General features: G+C 62.7%; 17 protein-coding genes and 1 tRNA gene. 15 read left to right on the top strand and 3 right to left on the bottom strand.

Translation table 11 applies throughout. The features are described 5' to 3' along the window. Positions 1 to 1,051 (bottom strand): type I glutamate--ammonia ligase (gene glnA / locus Q4G22_RS14010; RefSeq protein ID WP_303386511.1); only part of this gene is annotated, 1,051 nt, incomplete at its 3' end. A 67-nt stretch (positions 1,052 to 1,118) separates the two neighbouring features. Then, positions 1,119 to 1,457, bottom strand: coding sequence for a P-II family nitrogen regulator (locus tag Q4G22_RS14005; protein WP_136855822.1), 339 nt, complete (start codon positions 1,455 to 1,457; stop codon positions 1,119 to 1,121). Between the two features lie 155 nt (positions 1,458 to 1,612). Between Q4G22_RS14005 and Q4G22_RS14000 the strand changes: the two genes are divergently transcribed. From Q4G22_RS14000 to Q4G22_RS13945, 12 genes are all read left to right on the top strand, one after another. After that, complete coding sequence (locus tag Q4G22_RS14000) at positions 1,613 to 3,301, top strand: NAD(P)H-hydrate epimerase (protein WP_303386510.1); 1,689 nt, start codon at positions 1,613 to 1,615, stop codon at positions 3,299 to 3,301. Positions 3,302 to 3,382: 81 nt separating this feature from the next. After that, positions 3,383 to 4,711: an RtcB family protein gene (locus tag Q4G22_RS13995; protein WP_303386509.1), complete on the top strand. Its 1,329-nt coding sequence runs from the start codon at positions 3,383 to 3,385 to the stop codon at positions 4,709 to 4,711. Between the two features lie 153 nt (positions 4,712 to 4,864). After that, positions 4,865 to 4,949, top strand: a tRNA-Leu gene (locus tag Q4G22_RS13990). A 24-nt stretch (positions 4,950 to 4,973) separates the two neighbouring features. Next, positions 4,974 to 6,308 carry a trigger factor gene (tig, locus tag Q4G22_RS13985; protein ID WP_303386508.1) on the top strand — a complete coding sequence of 445 codons (1,335 nt, stop codon included), beginning with the start codon at positions 4,974 to 4,976 and terminating at the stop codon, positions 6,306 to 6,308. Positions 6,309 to 6,374: 66 nt separating this feature from the next. Further along, positions 6,375 to 6,896, top strand: coding sequence for a hypothetical protein (locus tag Q4G22_RS13980; protein WP_303386507.1), 522 nt, complete (start codon positions 6,375 to 6,377; stop codon positions 6,894 to 6,896). A gap of 140 nt (positions 6,897 to 7,036) precedes the next feature. Beyond that, positions 7,037 to 7,522 (top strand): 5-(carboxyamino)imidazole ribonucleotide mutase, encoded by a 486-nt coding sequence (purE, locus tag Q4G22_RS13975; protein ID WP_303386506.1) that lies wholly within the window; start codon positions 7,037 to 7,039, stop codon positions 7,520 to 7,522. Continuing rightward, a complete protein-coding gene (locus Q4G22_RS13970) occupies positions 7,515 to 8,552 on the top strand; it encodes a 5-(carboxyamino)imidazole ribonucleotide synthase (protein ID WP_303386505.1) in 1,038 nt (345 codons plus the stop codon). The genes purE and Q4G22_RS13970 overlap by 8 nt, the downstream gene beginning before the upstream one ends. Next, positions 8,549 to 8,992: an NUDIX domain-containing protein gene (locus tag Q4G22_RS13965; RefSeq protein ID WP_303386504.1), complete on the top strand. Its 444-nt coding sequence runs from the start codon at positions 8,549 to 8,551 to the stop codon at positions 8,990 to 8,992. Before Q4G22_RS13970 ends, Q4G22_RS13965 begins: the two co-directional genes overlap by 4 nt. Before the next feature lie 86 nt (positions 8,993 to 9,078). Further along, positions 9,079 to 10,455, top strand: coding sequence for an MATE family efflux transporter (locus Q4G22_RS13960; protein ID WP_303386503.1), 1,377 nt, complete (start codon positions 9,079 to 9,081; stop codon positions 10,453 to 10,455). Positions 10,456 to 10,478: 23 nt separating this feature from the next. Next, positions 10,479 to 10,715 (top strand): Lrp/AsnC ligand binding domain-containing protein, encoded by a 237-nt coding sequence (locus Q4G22_RS13955; RefSeq protein ID WP_303386502.1) that lies wholly within the window; start codon positions 10,479 to 10,481, stop codon positions 10,713 to 10,715. Beyond that, entirely contained in the window at positions 10,715 to 11,410 is a 696-nt protein-coding gene (locus Q4G22_RS13950; RefSeq protein WP_303386501.1) for an SDR family oxidoreductase, read from the top strand. Before Q4G22_RS13955 ends, Q4G22_RS13950 begins: the two co-directional genes overlap by 1 nt. Positions 11,411 to 11,413: 3 nt before the next feature. Further along, on the top strand, positions 11,414 to 12,508 hold the full coding sequence (locus tag Q4G22_RS13945; RefSeq protein WP_303386500.1) for a pyridoxal phosphate-dependent aminotransferase: 1,095 nt from the start codon (positions 11,414 to 11,416) through the stop codon (positions 12,506 to 12,508). Between the two features lie 37 nt (positions 12,509 to 12,545). Here the strand turns inward: Q4G22_RS13945 and Q4G22_RS13940 are convergent, their stop codons facing one another. Next, positions 12,546 to 13,004 carry an Rrf2 family transcriptional regulator gene (locus tag Q4G22_RS13940; protein ID WP_303386499.1) on the bottom strand — a complete coding sequence of 153 codons (459 nt, stop codon included), beginning with the start codon at positions 13,002 to 13,004 and terminating at the stop codon, positions 12,546 to 12,548. Between the two features lie 146 nt (positions 13,005 to 13,150). On the opposite strand from Q4G22_RS13940, the gene Q4G22_RS13935 reads away from it, so the two are divergent. The 3 genes from Q4G22_RS13935 (at position 13,151) to Q4G22_RS13925 (ending at position 16,940) form a co-directional block, all read left to right on the top strand. Continuing rightward, entirely contained in the window at positions 13,151 to 13,813 is a 663-nt protein-coding gene (locus Q4G22_RS13935) for an alpha/beta hydrolase (protein ID WP_303386498.1), read from the top strand. A 204-nt stretch (positions 13,814 to 14,017) separates the two neighbouring features. Continuing rightward, complete coding sequence (locus Q4G22_RS13930; protein ID WP_303386497.1) at positions 14,018 to 16,216, top strand: YadA-like family protein; 2,199 nt, start codon at positions 14,018 to 14,020, stop codon at positions 16,214 to 16,216. 34 nt (positions 16,217 to 16,250) lie between these two features. After that, on the top strand, positions 16,251 to 16,940 hold the full coding sequence (locus Q4G22_RS13925) for an invasion associated locus B family protein (RefSeq protein ID WP_303386496.1): 690 nt from the start codon (positions 16,251 to 16,253) through the stop codon (positions 16,938 to 16,940). The last annotated feature ends 61 nt before the right edge of the window (positions 16,941 to 17,001 follow it).

Here is a 17,001-nt window from a genome sequence, read left to right as displayed (position 1 = left end):
GGCTTTCGGTCCACGGAATACGCACGCAGCCCGAGCGGTTGCGCGCGGAATAGGCACGTAGCACCGGCGCTTCAAAGCCCGGAATCAGCCGTTTGTAGCTGTTGGTCGAAGGGTTGGTCAGCGCGTTCAGCGCCTTGGCGTGTTTCAGGATGCCGCCGATGAACCACAGGGCTTCCTGGCTGAGATCGGCGTATTTGTCGCCTGCAAACAGCGGCTTGCCGCCTTTCCAGATCGACATGTTCACATGCATCCCCGACCCGTTGTCGCCTTTCATCGGCTTGGGCATGAAGGTCGCCGATTTGCCATAGGCATGGGCGACGTTGTGGATGACGTATTTGTATTTCTGGATGTTGTCGGCCTGTTCGACCAACCCGCCGAAAATCATGCCCAGTTCGTGCTGCGCGGTGGCGACTTCGTGGTGGTGTTTGTCCACCTTGATGCCCATGCGCTTCATCGTGGACAGCATCTCGCCGCGGATGTCCTGACCGGCGTCGATCGGGTTCACCGGGAAATAGCCACCCTTGTGCTGGGCGCGGTGGCCCTGGTTGCCCATTTCATATTCGCTGTCGGTGTTCCACGCTGCGTCGGCGGCGTCGATTTCATAGCCGACTTTTTGCGGCGTGACCGAATAACGCACGTCGTCAAACAGGAAAAATTCGGCCTCGGGGCCGAAATAGGCCACATCGCCGATGCCGGTGGATTTCAGATAGGCTTCGGCCTTGACGGCCGTGCCGCGCGGGTCACGGGAATAAGGCTCGCCGGTGTCGGGTTCGGCGACGTTGCAATGCACGCACAGGGTTTTTTCAGCGTAGAACGGGTCGATATAGACACTGGCCGGGTCGGCGATCAGCTTCATGTCGGACTGGTCGATGGATTTCCAACCGGCGATGCTGGAGCCGTCGAACATGAAGCCTTCTTCAAAGAAATCCTCATCGACCAGATCAGCGACCAGCGTCACATGCTGCAATTTGCCTTTGGGATCGGTGAAGCGGATATCGACATACTCGACCTCCTCCTCTTTCATCAGATCCAGAACGTCTTGCGCTTTCATCTCATTCCTTCCTTCATAAGCGGCCCGCCGCTCAGCGGCAGGCGCGAGATGTTCGGTTTGCGGCGGATCAAACGGCGTCGTCGCCGGTTTCGCCAGTGCGGATGCGGATGGCCTGTTCGACCGGCATCACGAAAATCTTGCCGTCACCGATTTTTTCGGTGCGTGCGGCGGCCACGATGGCCTCGATGGCGGCGTCAACCTGATCGTCAGGCAACACCATTTCGATTTTAACTTTGGGCAGGAAGTCAACGACATATTCTGCACCGCGATACAGTTCGGTGTGCCCCTTCTGTCGACCGAAGCCTTTGACTTCGGTGACGGACAGGCCCTGAACGCCCACTTCTTGCAGGGCTTCCTTCACGTCGTCCAGTTTGAACGGCTTGATGATCGCCTCGATCTTTTTCATCGGCTCTGATCCCTTTTTCGCGGCTTGCCTGAGCCTTGATTGGCGGGTTTCATGCGAGGGGTAAATGCGGCGCTGTGGCAATCGTGGTGCGACCCGCCGGAACCCGGCGTGTCTGCCTGTAATTTATGCGGACAGCCTTAAAAATAGGCAGAATCATGTTGCAGGGCACCGAAATTCTGACCACCGCCCAAATGCGCGGCACCGAATCCGCCGCAATGGCCAGTGGTCAGGTAACAGGGCTGGAGCTGATGGAGCGGGCGGGGGCGGCGGTTGCAGGGCATATCCGCCTGCGCTGGCCCAAAGCGGGACGCGCCACCGTTCTGTGCGGGCCGGGCAATAATGGCGGCGATGGCTATGTGATCGCGCGGTATCTGGCGCGGGCGGGCTGGGATTTGCGTGTGCTGGGGCTGGACAACACGCCCGGCCCGGATGCAGCCGAAATGCGGCGGCGCTGGTCCGCCATGGGGCCGATTTTGCCGCTGACCGAGGGGGAACTGCGCCGCGAAGATGCCGATGTTTACGTCGATGCGATCTTTGGCACCGGCCTGACCCGTGCCGCCGAGGGCGAGATCGCCGAGATATTGCTGCACATGGGTGGCAGCGGGGGCGACTGGGGCTATTACCGCTCGCGCATCGTTGCGGTGGATTGCCCCAGCGGGCTGTGCCTGGACAGCGGCGTGTTTCTGGGCCGGGGGCGTGCGCCGGGGGATCACGATCTGTGCGCCCGCCTGACCGTTGCCTTTGACAGTCCCAAGCCCGGCCATTTGCTGGCGCGCGGACCAGAGGTCTGCGGCGAGCTGGTGATTGCCGATATTGGGCTGGAACCGTGGCGGAGCACAGATGGTCGCGGCGCCTTGCGTTTCCCCAAGGTTACGGCGGAATGGCCGCGCTTCGTCATATCTGACCGTCGCCGGTTTGCTCTGACGGACGCCAGGCGTGCGGCGTGGTTAACCAAACGTGATGCGCCCGGCCATAAATTCACGCACGGCCACGCTCTCATCGTCGCGGGCGGGGGCGGTCAGGGTGGCGCTGCCCGGCTGGCGGCGCGCGCCGCCCTGCGGATCGGCGCGGGGCTGGTAACGATTGCGCCGCCGCGATCCGCCTTGATCGGCCACAGTGGCCCGCCCGATGCGCTGATGCGGCGCGGGGTGGATGATGCCGCCGTGCTGACCGATCTGCTGACGGATAACCGCATCAGCGCCATAGCTATCGGTCCCGGCTGTGGCGTGGATCGTGCGGCTGCGTTGTTACCTGCTGTGCTGGCCAGCAAGCGTTCCTGCGTTCTGGATGCCGATGCGCTGACGGCATGGGCGCAAAATCCGCAGCCATTGCATCGTGATTGCGTGCTGACCCCGCATCTGGGTGAATTCGCGCGCCTGTTCCCCGATCTTGCCGAACGGCTGAGCGGCCCACCTGTGCCCAAACCAATGGCCTATAACGCCGACCCGTCGCAATGGGCCGCGCGGCTGGCTCAGGCACAGCAATATCGGGCGGCGATTGAGGCGGAAACCGGCCCTGCCTATTCCAAACTCGACGCCGGGCTTGACGCCGCCGCCCGCTGCGGCGCGACCATCCTGCTGAAAGGCCCCGATACTGTCATCGCCGCCCCCAATGGTCGCGCCGTGATCCATTCCGCCTTTGACATCCCGTGGCTGGCGACCGCTGGCGCGGGCGATGTGCTGGCCGGAATCATCGCCGGGCTGCTGGCGCGCGGGCTTGATCCGCTGTCCGCCGCGGCCACCGGCGCGCTGATCCATGCGCAGGCCGCGCGCCGCCACGGCCCCGGCCTGATCGCGGATGATCTGCCCGAACAGATTCCCGGCGTGTTTCGTGATATGGGCTAATCGCACCTGTCGAAATCGACATTCGACGCGATGATTTTTTGTCGGTAAAAGCCCGGCTCTGTTATTAAAAGGTATCGCGCGATGGACATTACCGGAAAACATCTGACCGCGCTTGGCTATAAACCCGACGCATGGTTTAAAACGGCACTTGAGGAAATCAACGCTCAGGGCGTCACCTCGAACGAAGCGATCCGGGCGATTTGCGACGCGCTGCTGCCGGTTTACATGCCGCTGACAGAAAGCCCGGTCACGGTTTATTCGACAGAAACCGGCCGTAATTTCGATGCCTCTTATGCGTCATTGCTGGAAATGGCGAAAACGCCCACGATCCGCGCTGCCTATCTGATGCCTGATGCTTGTCCGGCGGGGGTGCAGGGTACGATTACGGTGGGCGGTGTGGCGCGGGCCAATGGTGCCATCCATCCGGGAATGCACTCGGCCGATATTTGCTGCTCGATGATGGTGACGCGCTTTGGCGCGGCCGATCCGCGCGACGTGTTGGACACGATCCATGAGGCGACGCATTTCGGCTATGGCGGGCGCAAGGACGGGCGGTTTTCGCTGCCCGATGATCTGCGCCGTGCGATGGCGGACAATCCGTTTCTGTCCGATCCGCGAATCCTTGACGCGGCGCATTATCACCTTGGCACACAGGGCGATGGCAACCATTTCGCCTATGTCGGCGTGTCGGAAAAGACGGGCGAGGCGGCTCTGGTCACGCATCACGGCTCTCGCAAGCCGGGGGCGCTGCTGTATAAGGCGGGGATGAAGGTGGCCGAGGATTTCCGCCGGAAATTGTCATCCGATACGCTGAAACAGAATGCATGGATTCCCTTTGATTCGCCCCAAGGGCAGGATTATTGGAATGCGCTGCAAATCATCCGGGCGTGGACCAAACATAATCACACGGTTTTGCATCAGGTTCTGGTGGACAGATTCGGCTGTTCGGACCGGCTGTGGAACGAACATAACTTTGTGTTCCGCGACGGCGATGATTTCTGGCACGCCAAGGGGGCCACGCCGATGAACCCCAAATTCATGCCTGACAGCGATGGCTTGATGGCGATCCCGATGAATATGGGGCAGCCGGTGCTGATCGTCAGCCGCGCCGGGTGCGACTTTGCCCCGCATGGGGCAGGGCGTATGGTCAGCCGCACCGCGCATTTGCAGGCGCTGGACATGACGCTGGAACAGGCGGTGCGTGCGGAAACCGAGGGGCTGGATGTCCGTTTTTATTGCGGCGAAGCTGATGCCAGCGAGCTGCCAAGCGCCTACAAGGACGCGGCGCGGGTTCAGGCCGACATGCAGCAGTTCAATCTGGCCGCCGTTCAGGACCGGATCATGCCCTATGGCTGCATCATGGCGGGTGATGTCGAAAAAAACGCGCCCTGGCGCAGAAAAAAGGTTTGATACGGGGGCGGGGTCTGGCTGACCGACCCCGCCCGGACATGCCTTGGTTTGTGGCGCGGCATGAATCTGCAAAATCCCCCTCGCACCCCGCGCGCGCGCCTGCTATGACGTGGCGGATTTTCCGGCGGGCCTCGGCTTGCCCGGTTCGGTATTGCGGGTGTGGCGAAATTGGCAGACGCACCAGATTTAGGTTCTGGCGCCGCAAGGCGTGGGGGTTCAAGTCCCTCCACCCGCACCATAAGAACGAGATGAAGGAACGCACATGCAGGTCAAGGAAACCCTGAACGAAGGTCTCAAGCGCGGCTATGAGATGACCCTGCCCGCCGCCGATCTGGCCGCCGAGGTGGACGCCAAGCTGAAAGAAGCCCAGCCCGAGGTCGAGATGAAGGGCTTTCGCAAGGGCAAGGTGCCGATGGCACTGCTGAAAAAGCAGTTCGGCCAGCGCATCATGGGCGAGGCGATGCAATCCGCCGTCGATAACGCCGTGCGCGAACAGCTGGAAAAAACCGGCGACCGCCCCGCCGTTCAGCCAAAGATCGAGATGAAAAACGGCGAGACCTGGAAAGAGGGTGACGACGTTATCGTCAACGTCGAATACGAGGCGCTGCCCGCCATTCCCGAGGTTGACCTGTCCGGCGTGAAACTGGAACGCCTCAAGGTCAAGGCCGACGAAGCTCAGGTCACCGAGGCGCTGGAAAATCTGGCCAAGAACGCCCAGAATTTTGCCGACCGCCGTAAGGGCAGCAAGGCCAAGGACGGCGATCAGGTCGTGATCGACTTCAAAGGTATGGTCGATGGCGAAGCCTTCGAAGGCGGCACCGCCGAGGATTACCCGCTGGTTCTGGGTTCGGGCAGCTTCATTCCCGGCTTTGAAGAACAGCTTGTCGGCGCCAAGGCGGGCGAGGACGTGACCGTCAACGTCAAATTCCCCGACGATTACGGCCACCCGACGCTGAAGGGCAAAGACGCGGTGTTCGAATGCACCGTCAAGGCCGTCAAGGAACCTAAACCGGCTGAAATCGACGACGAACTGGCCAAGAAATTCGGCGCGGAATCTCTGGACAAGCTGAAAGAGCAGATCGGTCAGCGGCTTGAAGAAGAATATGCCGGTGCCAGCCGCGCGGTGATGAAACGCGCCTTGCTGGATCAACTGGATGATCTGGTAAAATTCGACCTGCCCGAAGTTCTGGTCGATGCCGAGGCGCATCAGATCGCACACCAGCTGTGGCACGAAGAAAACCCCGAGGTTCACGACCACAACCACGGCAGTATCGAACCGACTGACGAGCACAAGAAACTGGCTGAACGCCGCGTGCGTCTGGGCCTGTTGCTGGCCGAAATCGGCCAGAAAGCCGAAGTCACCGTGACCGATCAGGAAATGACTCAGGCCGTGATCCGTCAGGCACGTCAGTATCCGGGTCAGGAACGCCAGTTCTTTGAATTCGTGCAGCAAAACCCGCAGATGCAGCAGCAACTGCGCGCGCCGATCTTTGAAGACAAGGTTGTTGACCACATCGCCGAAACCGCCAAGGTCAAGGAAAAAGAGGTCAGCAAGGAAGATCTGGAAAAAGCCGTCGAGGCGCTGGACACGCTGTGATCCGCGATTGACGCGCAGACCGGAAAGCCGCAACCATCAGGTTGCGGCTTTTTTCATGAGGAACCGATGCGTATCGCCCTGATCGCCTTTTCCCTGCTGCTGGCAGCTTGCACCAACAGCCCCGAATACCAGGCGGCGGCCCGGATGACCGATAACCCGACGCAGGTCCGGGCGTTTCTGTCAGACACCACCGTCCGATCCTATTCCGGTCCGCATGGCACGCAAATCGAATATCTTGCCGCTGACGGGCGCAGCCATCTGCTGTATCCCGGCAATGCGCGGATCGTGCCCGGTGAATGGCAGATCAGGGGCAGTGGTGAAATCAACGCCGAGATGTGTTTCCGCTATGGTCCCAACACTTACAATCCGGCGACGGGATCACACGGTTCGAACTGGGAATGCGGTTTTCTGACCGATTACCTGATGTATCGGGATGAAATCATCGACGGCGACGTGCTGCGCCTTGCGGGCCGAACGGTTGTGCCCGCACCGTTGCCGAAACGGCAAAACCTGACCATCGGGCAGGTGCAGTCTATGTGGGGCCTGCCAGTGACGAACGGGCCGAACAAATCCCTCGGGTCGCGCTGAACCGGCCTTCTAGGCCTGCAACGCCGACCAACGGCACGGCCCTTAAATGCGCGGCTTTGGACGGGAGCACGCCCCGGCCCGCGTTGCGTCTGCGCGAACCCCACGTTATTGCGGATAAATCATCAGTGACGAGGGGCAGCATGGACAAGCCGGTCGGAATCATCATGGGCAGCCAGTCTGACTGGCCGACGATGCGCGAGGCGGCGGCCATCCTTGACGAACTGGGCATCGGATACGAGGCGCGGATCGTCAGCGCCCACCGAACCCCGGACCGGCTGTGGGATTACGGCAGATCGGCGGTGGACCGTGGCTTGCGCGTCATCATCGCGGGCGCGGGCGGGGCGGCGCATCTGCCGGGCATGATGGCCTCGAAAACGCGGGTGCCGGTGATCGGTGTGCCGGTGCAGACCAAGGCGCTGTCCGGGGTCGATTCGCTCTATTCCATTGTGCAGATGCCCAAGGGCTACCCTGTTGCCACCATGGCCATCGGTGCCGCAGGGGCCGCGAATGCCGGGCTGATGGCGGCGGGGATTTTGGCGATCAGCGATCCGGCGCTGGCCCGGCGACTGGACGCATGGCGCGCGGCGTTGTCTGATTCCATCCCGCAGGAGCCGTCCGATGACTGATATGCGCAGCATCGGTATTCTGGGCGGCGGTCAGCTGGGACGGATGTTGTCGGTCGCGGCCAGTCGGCTGGGCTTGCGCTGCCACATCTACGAACCCGGCGCCGCACCTGCGGGCGATGTCGCCCATGCCGTGACAACCGCCCCTTACGAGGATGAGGCGGCCCTGCGCCGCTTTGCGGAATCGGTGGATGTCGTCACCTATGAATTTGAAAACGTGCCGACTTCGGCGCTGGACCTGATCGAAAGCATCGTGCCAATCCGCCCGAACCGCCGGGCGCTGGCGGTCAGTCAGGACCGGCAGACGGAAAAGACCTTTCTGCGCGATCTGGGCCTGCGCGTCGCGCCCTTTGCCGCCGTTGATACCGAATCCAACCTGCCCGCCGCCATCGCGGAAATCGGCATGCCCGCGATCCTGAAAACCCGCCGCATGGGCTATGACGGCAAGGGGCAGGTGCGGATCACTGATGCCAGTGCGACAGAATGGACTGGTGCGCCCTCGGTGCTAGAGCGGTTTGTTGATTTCAGTGCGGAAATCAGCGTGATCGTGGCGCGCGGCGCGGATGGTCAGGTGGCCGCCTATGATCCGGGGCTGAACGTTCATCAGGGTGGTATCCTGCGGACGACGACCGTTCCCTGCGGTCTGCCGGCGCGTGTTACCACTGATGCCGTGCTGCTGGCCGGGCGTATCGCCACGGCGCTGAATTACATCGGCGTGATGGGGGTCGAACTGTTCGTGACGCCGGACGGGCTGATCGTGAACGAGATTGCCCCGCGTGTTCACAACAGCGGTCACTGGACGCAGGCGGGCTGTGCCGTGGATCAGTTCGAACAGCATATCCGTGCCGTCGCCGGTCTGCCGCTGGGCGACGGGTCGCGCTATGCCGATGTGGTGATGGAAAACCTGATCGGCGACGATTTGGACCGGGTGCCCACGCTGCTGGCAACGCCGGGGGTGCAGGTGCATCTGTATGGCAAGGGCGAGGCGCGGCCCGGTCGCAAGATGGGGCATATCAACCGGATCGCCCGATGAAATTGGCGGGCCCCCGGCTGGCGGTGCGCGCCGCGATCCTGAAGGGCGACCGGCTGCTGATCGTCAACGCTTATCCTGGTGCGCAATCCGACCTGTGGTGCCTGCCGGGCGGCGGTGTGGAACCCGGCGCGTCGCTGCCCGGAAATCTTATCCGCGAGGTCGCCGAAGAAACCGGCCTGACGATCACGGTCGGCCCGCCGGTTCTGGTGAACGAATTCCACGACCCGGCCAGCGGCTTTCATCAGGTGGACCTGGTATTTCGATGCGCGTTGACCGGCGGTGCCGAGCGTCTGGGCGACCCCGCAGGTGTGGTGAACCGGCTGCGCTGGGTGACGCGCGCTGAACTGGCGGGGCTGCGGCACAAGCCGGACCTGCTGGCCGATGCGGTTTGGGGTGATTCTGCGGCGCTTTACGATCCGTTAGAGGCACTGGTTTCCTAGGGTGTCGTTCCGTGCCATGCCGCGTATTTAGGCAAACAGCAAGCGGCGGGCTTGCCGCTGGGGCGGGGCGCGGTTATGGCGGCGGTATGGAATTTGCGCGCTATCGTCCTCATATCACGGCCACTCTGGCACTGGGATTGCCTCTGATTGCCAGCCATCTGGCGCGGATGGCGATTGGCGTGGGCGATACGGTCATGATCGGCTGGTATGGTGTCACGCCGCTGGCGGCGCTGGTGATTGCCACATCGGTCATCCACATCCTGATGTTTCTGGGCATGGGTTTTGGCATCGGGCTGATGGGGGTGATTGCCTCGGATATTGCGGCGGGCCATGAAACCGAGGTGCGGCGCGGCACACGCATGGCGCTGTGGCTGTCGGCGGGCTTTGGTCTGTTGGTCATGCCGCTGATGTGGTGGTCCGAGCCGGTGCTGCTGGCGCTGGGCCAGACCCCCGAGATATCATCGTTGGCACAGTCCTATCTGCGGATCGCGGGCTGGGGGCTGGCGGTGCTGTTGTGGCAGGTGGTGCTGTCCTCTTATCTGGCCGCGATGGAGAGGGCGCAGGTCGTGATGTGGGTGACGCTGATCGGCTTGCCCGTCAATCTGGCGCTGAACTGGGTGCTCATCTTTGGCAATCTGGGGGTGCCCGAACTGGGTGTGCGCGGTGCGGCGATCGCCACGCTGATCGTGCAGGTCGCGCAACTGCTGGCGCTGATGGCCTATGCGGCGTGGCTGCCTTATGCGCGGAAATACAACCTGTTTCAGCGGTTCTGGCGGCCCGACTGGCCTGCGATGCGGCAGGTGGCGGTGATCGGTCTGCCCATCGGTCTGACCATGGTGGCCGAGGGCGGGTTGTTTGTTGCCTCGAACATCATGATGGGCTGGATCGGCACGCAGGAACTGGCGGCGCATGGGATCGCGCTGCAAATCACCTCGATCACCTTCATGGCGCATCTGGGGCTGTCGAATGCGGCGACGGTGCGGGTCGGGCAGGCGCGTGGGCGCGGCGATGGCATCTGGATGCGGGATGCTGCGGTGACGGTGATTGCGCTGTCGCTGGCCTTTGCCGTGGTGGCGATTACCGTTTATCTGTTGTTCGCCGCGCCGATGGTGCGGCTGTTTCTGGACCCGACCGATCCGCAGGCCTCGCTGATCGTGGCGCTGGGGGCCTATCTGCTGATGTATGCGGCGCTGTTTCAGTTGACGGACGCGATGCAGGTGATCGCCCTTGGTTGCCTGCGCGGGGTGCAGGACACGCGGGTGCCGATGTGGATCGCGGCCTTCAGTTACTGGGTGGTGGGAATGCCGGTGGCCTGGCTGCTGGCCTTTCGCTTTGGCATGGGGCCGGGCGGGCTGTGGCTGGGCCTGTGCGTTGGCTTGACCGTCGCAGCCATCTTGCTGATGCGGCGTTTCTGGGCCGGGCTGTCGCGCGGGGACTGGACCAGCGCCGCCCCCGCAGCCTAACATCCCGCGAAAAGGAGTCCCCGATGCGCCCCGTCTTTGTGCAGTTCCGTTGCGACCCCGGTAAAACCTACGAGGTTGCCGATGCCATCTATGACCGCGAGGTGGTCAGCGAGCTTTATTCGACCTCGGGCGATTTCGACCTGCTGGCCAAGATCTATATCCCCGAGGATGAGGACGTGGGCCGCTTTCTGGCCGAACGTCTGTTCGACATTCCCGGCATCAGCCGCACCCTGACCACCATGACCTTCAAGGCGTTCTGATGCCGGTTCTGGTGGTGACGGGTGCTTCGTCGGGGATCGGTGCGGCGGTGGCGGCTTTGGCTGTGGCGCAGGGCTGGCAGGTGGCGGGCCTGTCGCGGCGTGCGATCGCACCGGATGGCGTGCGCGCTGTGGCCTGCGATGTGACCGACAGCGCGGCGGTTGGTGCCGCGTTCGAGCGGATCGCGGCGGATTGGGGCAGGGTGGACGTGTTGTTTGCCAACGCCGGTGCCTTTCCGCGCGCGGATACCATTGACGGGATCACTGATGAGGAATGGCGACAGGCGATGTCGGTGAACCTTGACGGCATGTTCTTTGCCTGTCGTGCCGCATTCGCGCAAATGCGGCGGCAAGACCCGCAGGGCGGTCGTATCATTCTGAATGGATCGGTCAGCGCCCATGCGCCCCGGCCCCGCGCGCTGGCCTATACGGTGGCGAAACATGCACTGACCGGGCTGACGCGGCAGCTTGCGCTGGACGGGCGGGCCTTTGGCATTGCCGCCGGGCAGATCGACATCGGCAATGCCGCCACCGAGCTGCTGGCCGGAATCGCGGCGGGACAGGACAACCCCGAACCGATGATGCCAGTGGATCAGGCGGCGCGCGCCGTTCTGCACATGGTCAGCCTTCCGCCAGGCAGCAATGTGCTGTCGATGACGGTGATGGCGACGAATATGCCCTTGGTCGGACGAGGATAACCGATGCGCTTTGCCCCCATTCCTGCCAGTCTGCCCGCGACCGTGCCCTTTACCGGCCCTGAAACGCTAGAACGCCGCGCGGGTCGCCGCTTTCGTGCGCGGCTGGGGGCAAATGAGAACGGCTTTGGTCCCAGCCCGCGCGCGGTTGCTGCGATGGCGGCGGCGGCGGGCGAAAGCTGGCAATATGGCGACCCGGACCTGTTCGATCTGAAAAACGCGCTGGCGACGCATTGCGGCGTGACCACGGCGCATCTGACCGTGGGCGAGGGGATCGACGGGCTGCTGGGCAATCTGGTGCGGTTGCTGATCGCGCCCGGCGATGTGGTTGTGACCTCCGAGGGGGCCTATCCCACCTTTAACTATCACGTCACGGGCTTTGGTGGCGTGCTGCACAAGGTGCCCTATCGCGACGACCGCGAGGATATTGACGCGCTGATCGAGCGGGCCGGGCAAGTCGGAGCGCGGCTGGTCTATCTGGCCAACCCCGATAATCCGATGGGCAGTTGGAACAGCGGGGCAGATGTCGCGGCGATTCTGGATCGTCTGCCGCCCGACTGCCTGCTGATTCTGGACGAAGCTTATGCCGAGTTCGCCCCCGCCGATGCCGCACCGCAGATCGTGGCGGATGACCCGAGGGTGATCCGTATGCGGACCTTTTCCAAGGCTTATGGCATGGCCGGGGTGCGTGTCGGCTATGCCATCGGGGCGCCTGAACTGGTGGCGGGGTTTGACCGGATCCGCAATCATTTCGGCGTGGGCCGGATCGCGCAGGCGGGGGCTTTGGCGGCGCTGGCCGATCAGGGCTGGCTGCATCAGGTGATCGCGCAGGTCGCCGCCGCGCGGGATCGGATCGGCCAGATTGCCGCGCGGCACGGGATGGTGGCGCTGCCCTCGGCCACGAATTTCGTTGCGGTGGATACCGGGCGCGATGGCGATTTCGCGCGGGCGCTGGTGGCCGGGCTGGCGGATCAGGGGGTGTTCATCCGTATGCCGGGCGTGGCACCGCTGGACCGCTGCATCCGCATATCCTGCGGACCGCAGGCGGAACTGGATGTGCTGGATGCGGCGTTGTCAGACATTCTTGCGGGCTGGAAATAGCCTTAATAGTCTACGCTAAATGGCTGATCCCCAAAGATCATTCATCCTCGATGTGTAGCATTTGTGGCAGCGCCGGGCAGGGCAGCATCTGGTTTTTTGCCACATCCGCCAGCGTGGTGTTGTGCAAAAACACATAGACATGCGCCGACAGGCTTTCCCACAGTCGGTTCGATAGGGTTTGCGCCCGCGATCCCGACACCCCGCCCGAAGCACCCGCGCCCACATGCATGGCGCTGACGGTTTCATCCACCGCGCCCAATACATCGGCCACGCGGATGGTTTCAGGCGTCCGCGCCAGACGATAGCCGCCGCCCGGCCCGCGCACCGAATCAACCAGACCGGCGCGGCGCAGCTTGACGAACAACTGTTCCAGATAGGGCAGCGAAATATCCTGACGTTTGGAAATTTCCGCCAGCGAGGTCAGGTCATCGCCGCGCGCGATGGCCAGATCGACCAGCGCGATGATGGCGTAACGGCCCTTGGTTGACAGTTTCATCGCAGCCTCCCTGGCGGGTTTCCTTGACGCATGGCGCTGTGCTGCGCTATGCCGCCCAAGCAGTTTCTTGCACTTGTTCCGCAGGCTCACCAGATAAAGTCCGGGCGCGAAGGCGTCAAGAAATCCACATCCGCAAAAGGTCTCTGATGCCAGAACTGATTTTTCCCGGTCCCGAAGGCCGGTTGGAAGGCCGCTATCACCCTCAGCCCGGCAAGCCTGATGCCCCCATAGCTATCGTCCTTCACCCGCATCCGCAATACGGCGGCACGATGAACAATCGGGTCGTGTATAACCTGCACTATGCCTTTCACGGCATGGGGTTCACGGTGATGCGGTTCAACTTCCGCGGGGTGGGTCGCAGTCAGGGCGAATACGATCAGGGCATTGGCGAGCTGTCGGACGCGGCCTCGGCGCTGGATTATTTGCAGGCGATGAACCCCAATTCGAAACATTGCTGGGTGGCTGGCTTCAGCTTTGGGGCATGGATCGGGATGCAGTTGCTGATGCGCCGCCCCGAGATCACCGGCTTTATCAGCGTCGCGCCGCCTGCGAATATGTATGATTTCAGCTTTCTGGCGCCATGCCCGTCGTCGGGGCTGATTATCAACGGTACGGCGGACCGGGTGGCCCCGCCCAAAGATACCCACGCGCTGGTCGGCAAGCTGCGCGAACAAAAGGGTATCACCATCACCCACGAAGAAATCGAGGGCGCGGACCATTTCTTCCGCGACGACGAAGCGCATATGAAGCCGATGATTGACAAGGTTCAGACCTATGTGCGGCGGCGGCTGACAGAAACCTCGCGCTGAAAATTGGGCCGGGGGCTGTCCCCCGGCCTTCTGCATGGAATTTGAATAAAATGCTGCGGACAATATATTGTCCGTGAAGTGAAAAATTCACTATAGCCCCTCCCGTAAAACAATTGTTCATCGGTCAGGTCTAGTTCAGCAGTCGGGATGCCCCGGATGCTGGATTGCGACTCGTTTATTCAAGCGGTGGCAGGAGGCAGGTTTATGCGATTGCTGATAATGCACGGCGCTTTTGTGTTCGCCACTGCAATCATGGTCGGCGCAGATCAGGCGCAGGCCGATGTTGTTTGCCCCAAGGCTGACGGCACGATTGATGCTACGCAAAAAACGATGGTGGATGGCGCGACCGGAAATCAGACGGTTTGCGGTGATGCCGCAATTGCCACGGGGGCGGCTTCGGTGGCCGTGGGTCACTATGCTACGGCGGTTGGCAATCGTTCTGTTGTGATCGGTTATTATGCGGGCCAAAACAGCACAAGCAGGACAGAAAACTATATCGCCATCGGCCAGTTTGCGGGGAAGGATGCAAATGCGACCTCTAGCATTGCGATTGGCAGCAATGCAGGGCAGGGGGTGGCGGCCAGCGAAAACGTGGCAATCGGTGCATCTGCGGGCAGAAATGTCGGGGGCCTCGGGGTCGAAAGGACAGATATTACCTGTGTCTGGGGGCATGGTTGGTGGTGTCAGAGCCTGGCGGGCGGCGGTGACGGTGCAGCCAACAATGCCATCGGCACCAATGCGGGGACCGGCACCAGAGGGATGCAAAACAATGCCATCGGCTGGTCTGCCGGGGTGAACGTGCAGGGCAACCAGAACGTCGCGCTGGGCACTGGCGCGGGGCGGAGTATCGTTGGCAGCGGCAATGTCGCCATAGGTGGTGACTGGGCCGGGCGGAATGTCATTGGCGACTATAACTATGCTGGTGGCACGGGGGCCGGTTCCTATGTGACGGGTGTCGGCAATGTCGCATTGGGTCACAAGGCGGGCAGAGGCACCTCGACCATGCCTTTGATGGTAAGCCGTTCCATCGCCATTGGCCAGGCTGCGCTGGCGGGCACTGATTCGATTGCAATGGGCAGCGGCGCGCAGGCCACCGGCGAACAGTCGATTGCCATCGGCACCGGCAATCAGGTGACGGGCAATCATGCCGGGGCCATCGGTGATCCCAATATCGTGTCCGGCAGCGGATCTTATGTTCTCGGGAACAATAACACCATCGCTTCGGGGAACAGCTTTGTGATGGGTAATGACGTCACAGTGGCGTCGGGGCTGGATGGTGCGGTGGCGCTGGGGAACGGCTCGACTGTGGCGGCGGCGGTTCCGGTCGCCAATGGCACTGTGGCGGGGGTGACGCACAGCTATGCCGGTGTGGCCGATGCTGCGGGTGATGTGGTGTCTGTTGGGGCACCGGGATCGGAACGGCAGGTGCAGAATGTGGCGGCGGGACGCGTTGCGGCGGATTCGACCGATGCAGTCAACGGATCACAGCTTCACGCCACGAACACCGAACTGGCCGCCGTCCGCACGGATCTGCCCGGCGGGTGGAGCGGGGCAGACATCTATGCGCTGGGCCAGTCGGGTGCGGGCAGTAACACTGTCGTGATGACCAACCTTGCCGCGGGTGAGTTGAGCGAGACTTCGACCGATGCCGTGAACGGGGCACAATTACACGCGACCGATCAGGAACTGGCCGCGCTCAAGGCCGGGGCGGCGGCTATTGTGTCGGATCTTGCTGATACTCGTGCGCGGCTTGCCGGTGATTGGACTGCCGAGGGGGCGTATGCGCTGGATCAGGCCGGCGCGGCCAGTGGTCCGGTGGTGATGACCAATGTGGCGGCGGGCGACGTTGCCGCCACCTCGGCCGATGCGGTGAACGGGGCGCAACTGCACGCCACCAATTCGGAACTTGCGGCGTTGCAGGACAAGACCACCGCCAACACCGCCAGTATTGGTGAAACCCGCGCGCAATTGCCGGGGCGCTGGTCCGAGGATGATTCGGGCACCTATATGCTGCGCCGGTCGGAAACGGATGCCGCGCCCGTGATGATCAGCAATCTTGGCCGGGGCCGGATCGCGGCCGGGTCCACCGATGCGGTGACGGGCGGGCAGCTTTACGATCTGTCGGTTCAGGTCACTGCGCAGGGCGACCAGATTGCCCGCAACCGCCGCGAGGCCAATCGCGGTATTGCTTCGGCCATGGCGCTGTCGATGCTCCGATACGACGACCACCCGGCAAAGCTGTCGATTGGCTTTGGCTTGGGCAATTACAGGGGCGCGACCAGCATGGCATTGGGCGCGGGCTATATCAGCCGCGACGAAAAATGGCGGTTTTCAGGGGGGATGACCTATGGCGGCAGCAGCGATCTGGGGGCGGCCTTTGGGGCCAGCTACACGTTTGATTGAGATGCGTTGTTTTTTGACGGCTGCGTTGTTGTGGATGGCTGCCGCGTTCCCGGTATCTGCCGATTCCCCGCGGCCCGCCCCGGCACCCGACCTGACCGCGCCGCAGGTGACGCCCCTGCCCGATAGGGTAACGCCGCATGATACCTTGCAACTATCTGAAGCGGCGGCCGCTCCGCTGCCCTCACCGCCTGTGCCGCAGCATTTATCTGATGCGCCCTTGCCGCAGGGCGCCGTTGCGGCTGGCGTTAGCTATCCGATCCGTCAGATGGATGGCGTGCCACAGTTTCGTCACAGTGTCAGCGATGGTGACTGGTCATTCGACTGCATCAGTCCGAACCCTCAGCAATTGGGGGAGTGCACCGTCAAGCGCGATCTGGTTCTGGCCGACAGCACCACTATCGTTGCCGTGCTGTTGATCCACGGACCGGCACGTGAAGGGGTCTGGCAGCCACATGGCCTTATCGAAGTCGTCGTGCCGCCGCCCGTCGGGATTGTTTCCGGGGTGACTCTGGTTGTGACAGACGGCCCTGCGATAACGGCGCCGTTCGCCTATTGCGATGCAACCCGCTGCGTGGCGCGGCTGGTGATGCCTGATGGCTATGTTCCGGCGCTGGCTGAGGCCGGGCGGGGGATGCTGATCTGGTCGGCCCCGGATGGAGGGGCGTTGCAGGCTGGCTTTTCAACGCTGGGTCTGGCCTCGGTTCTGGGGGCTACCGGGCGCTGACCGGGTGGCTGATGGTCCGCCCGGCGCTGTTGTGCAGGAGTGACGTTTGTTTTGGGGCCAG

The sequence above is a fragment of the Paracoccus sp. (in: a-proteobacteria) genome, from assembly GCF_030538655.1.
Classification (GTDB): Bacteria; Pseudomonadota; Alphaproteobacteria; order Rhodobacterales; family Rhodobacteraceae; genus Paracoccus.
Note: the sequence above shows the minus strand (reverse complement) of the source record. Positions and strands in the feature narration are given on the sequence as shown.

Coding starts and splice junctions, on each gene's coding strand:
- Q4G22_RS13995 (WP_303386509.1), top strand. CDS start 3,383: ATGGACATTACCGGAAAACATCTGACCGCGCTTGGCTATAAACCCGAC.
- Q4G22_RS14005 (WP_136855822.1), bottom strand. CDS start 1,457: ATGAAAAAGATCGAGGCGATCATCAAGCCGTTCAAACTGGACGACGTG.
- tig (WP_303386508.1), top strand. CDS start 4,974: ATGCAGGTCAAGGAAACCCTGAACGAAGGTCTCAAGCGCGGCTATGAG.
- Q4G22_RS14000 (WP_303386510.1), top strand. CDS start 1,613: ATGTTGCAGGGCACCGAAATTCTGACCACCGCCCAAATGCGCGGCACC.
- Q4G22_RS13935 (WP_303386498.1), top strand. CDS start 13,151: ATGCCAGAACTGATTTTTCCCGGTCCCGAAGGCCGGTTGGAAGGCCGC.
- Q4G22_RS13965 (WP_303386504.1), top strand. CDS start 8,549: ATGAAATTGGCGGGCCCCCGGCTGGCGGTGCGCGCCGCGATCCTGAAG.
- Q4G22_RS13925 (WP_303386496.1), top strand. CDS start 16,251: ATGGCTGCCGCGTTCCCGGTATCTGCCGATTCCCCGCGGCCCGCCCCG.
- Q4G22_RS13940 (WP_303386499.1), bottom strand. CDS start 13,004: ATGAAACTGTCAACCAAGGGCCGTTACGCCATCATCGCGCTGGTCGAT.
- Q4G22_RS13945 (WP_303386500.1), top strand. CDS start 11,414: ATGCGCTTTGCCCCCATTCCTGCCAGTCTGCCCGCGACCGTGCCCTTT.
- Q4G22_RS13960 (WP_303386503.1), top strand. CDS start 9,079: ATGGAATTTGCGCGCTATCGTCCTCATATCACGGCCACTCTGGCACTG.
- Q4G22_RS13980 (WP_303386507.1), top strand. CDS start 6,375: ATGCGTATCGCCCTGATCGCCTTTTCCCTGCTGCTGGCAGCTTGCACC.
- Q4G22_RS13970 (WP_303386505.1), top strand. CDS start 7,515: ATGACTGATATGCGCAGCATCGGTATTCTGGGCGGCGGTCAGCTGGGA.
- Q4G22_RS13950 (WP_303386501.1), top strand. CDS start 10,715: ATGCCGGTTCTGGTGGTGACGGGTGCTTCGTCGGGGATCGGTGCGGCG.
- purE (WP_303386506.1), top strand. CDS start 7,037: ATGGACAAGCCGGTCGGAATCATCATGGGCAGCCAGTCTGACTGGCCG.
- Q4G22_RS13930 (WP_303386497.1), top strand. CDS start 14,018: ATGCGATTGCTGATAATGCACGGCGCTTTTGTGTTCGCCACTGCAATC.
- Q4G22_RS13955 (WP_303386502.1), top strand. CDS start 10,479: ATGCGCCCCGTCTTTGTGCAGTTCCGTTGCGACCCCGGTAAAACCTAC.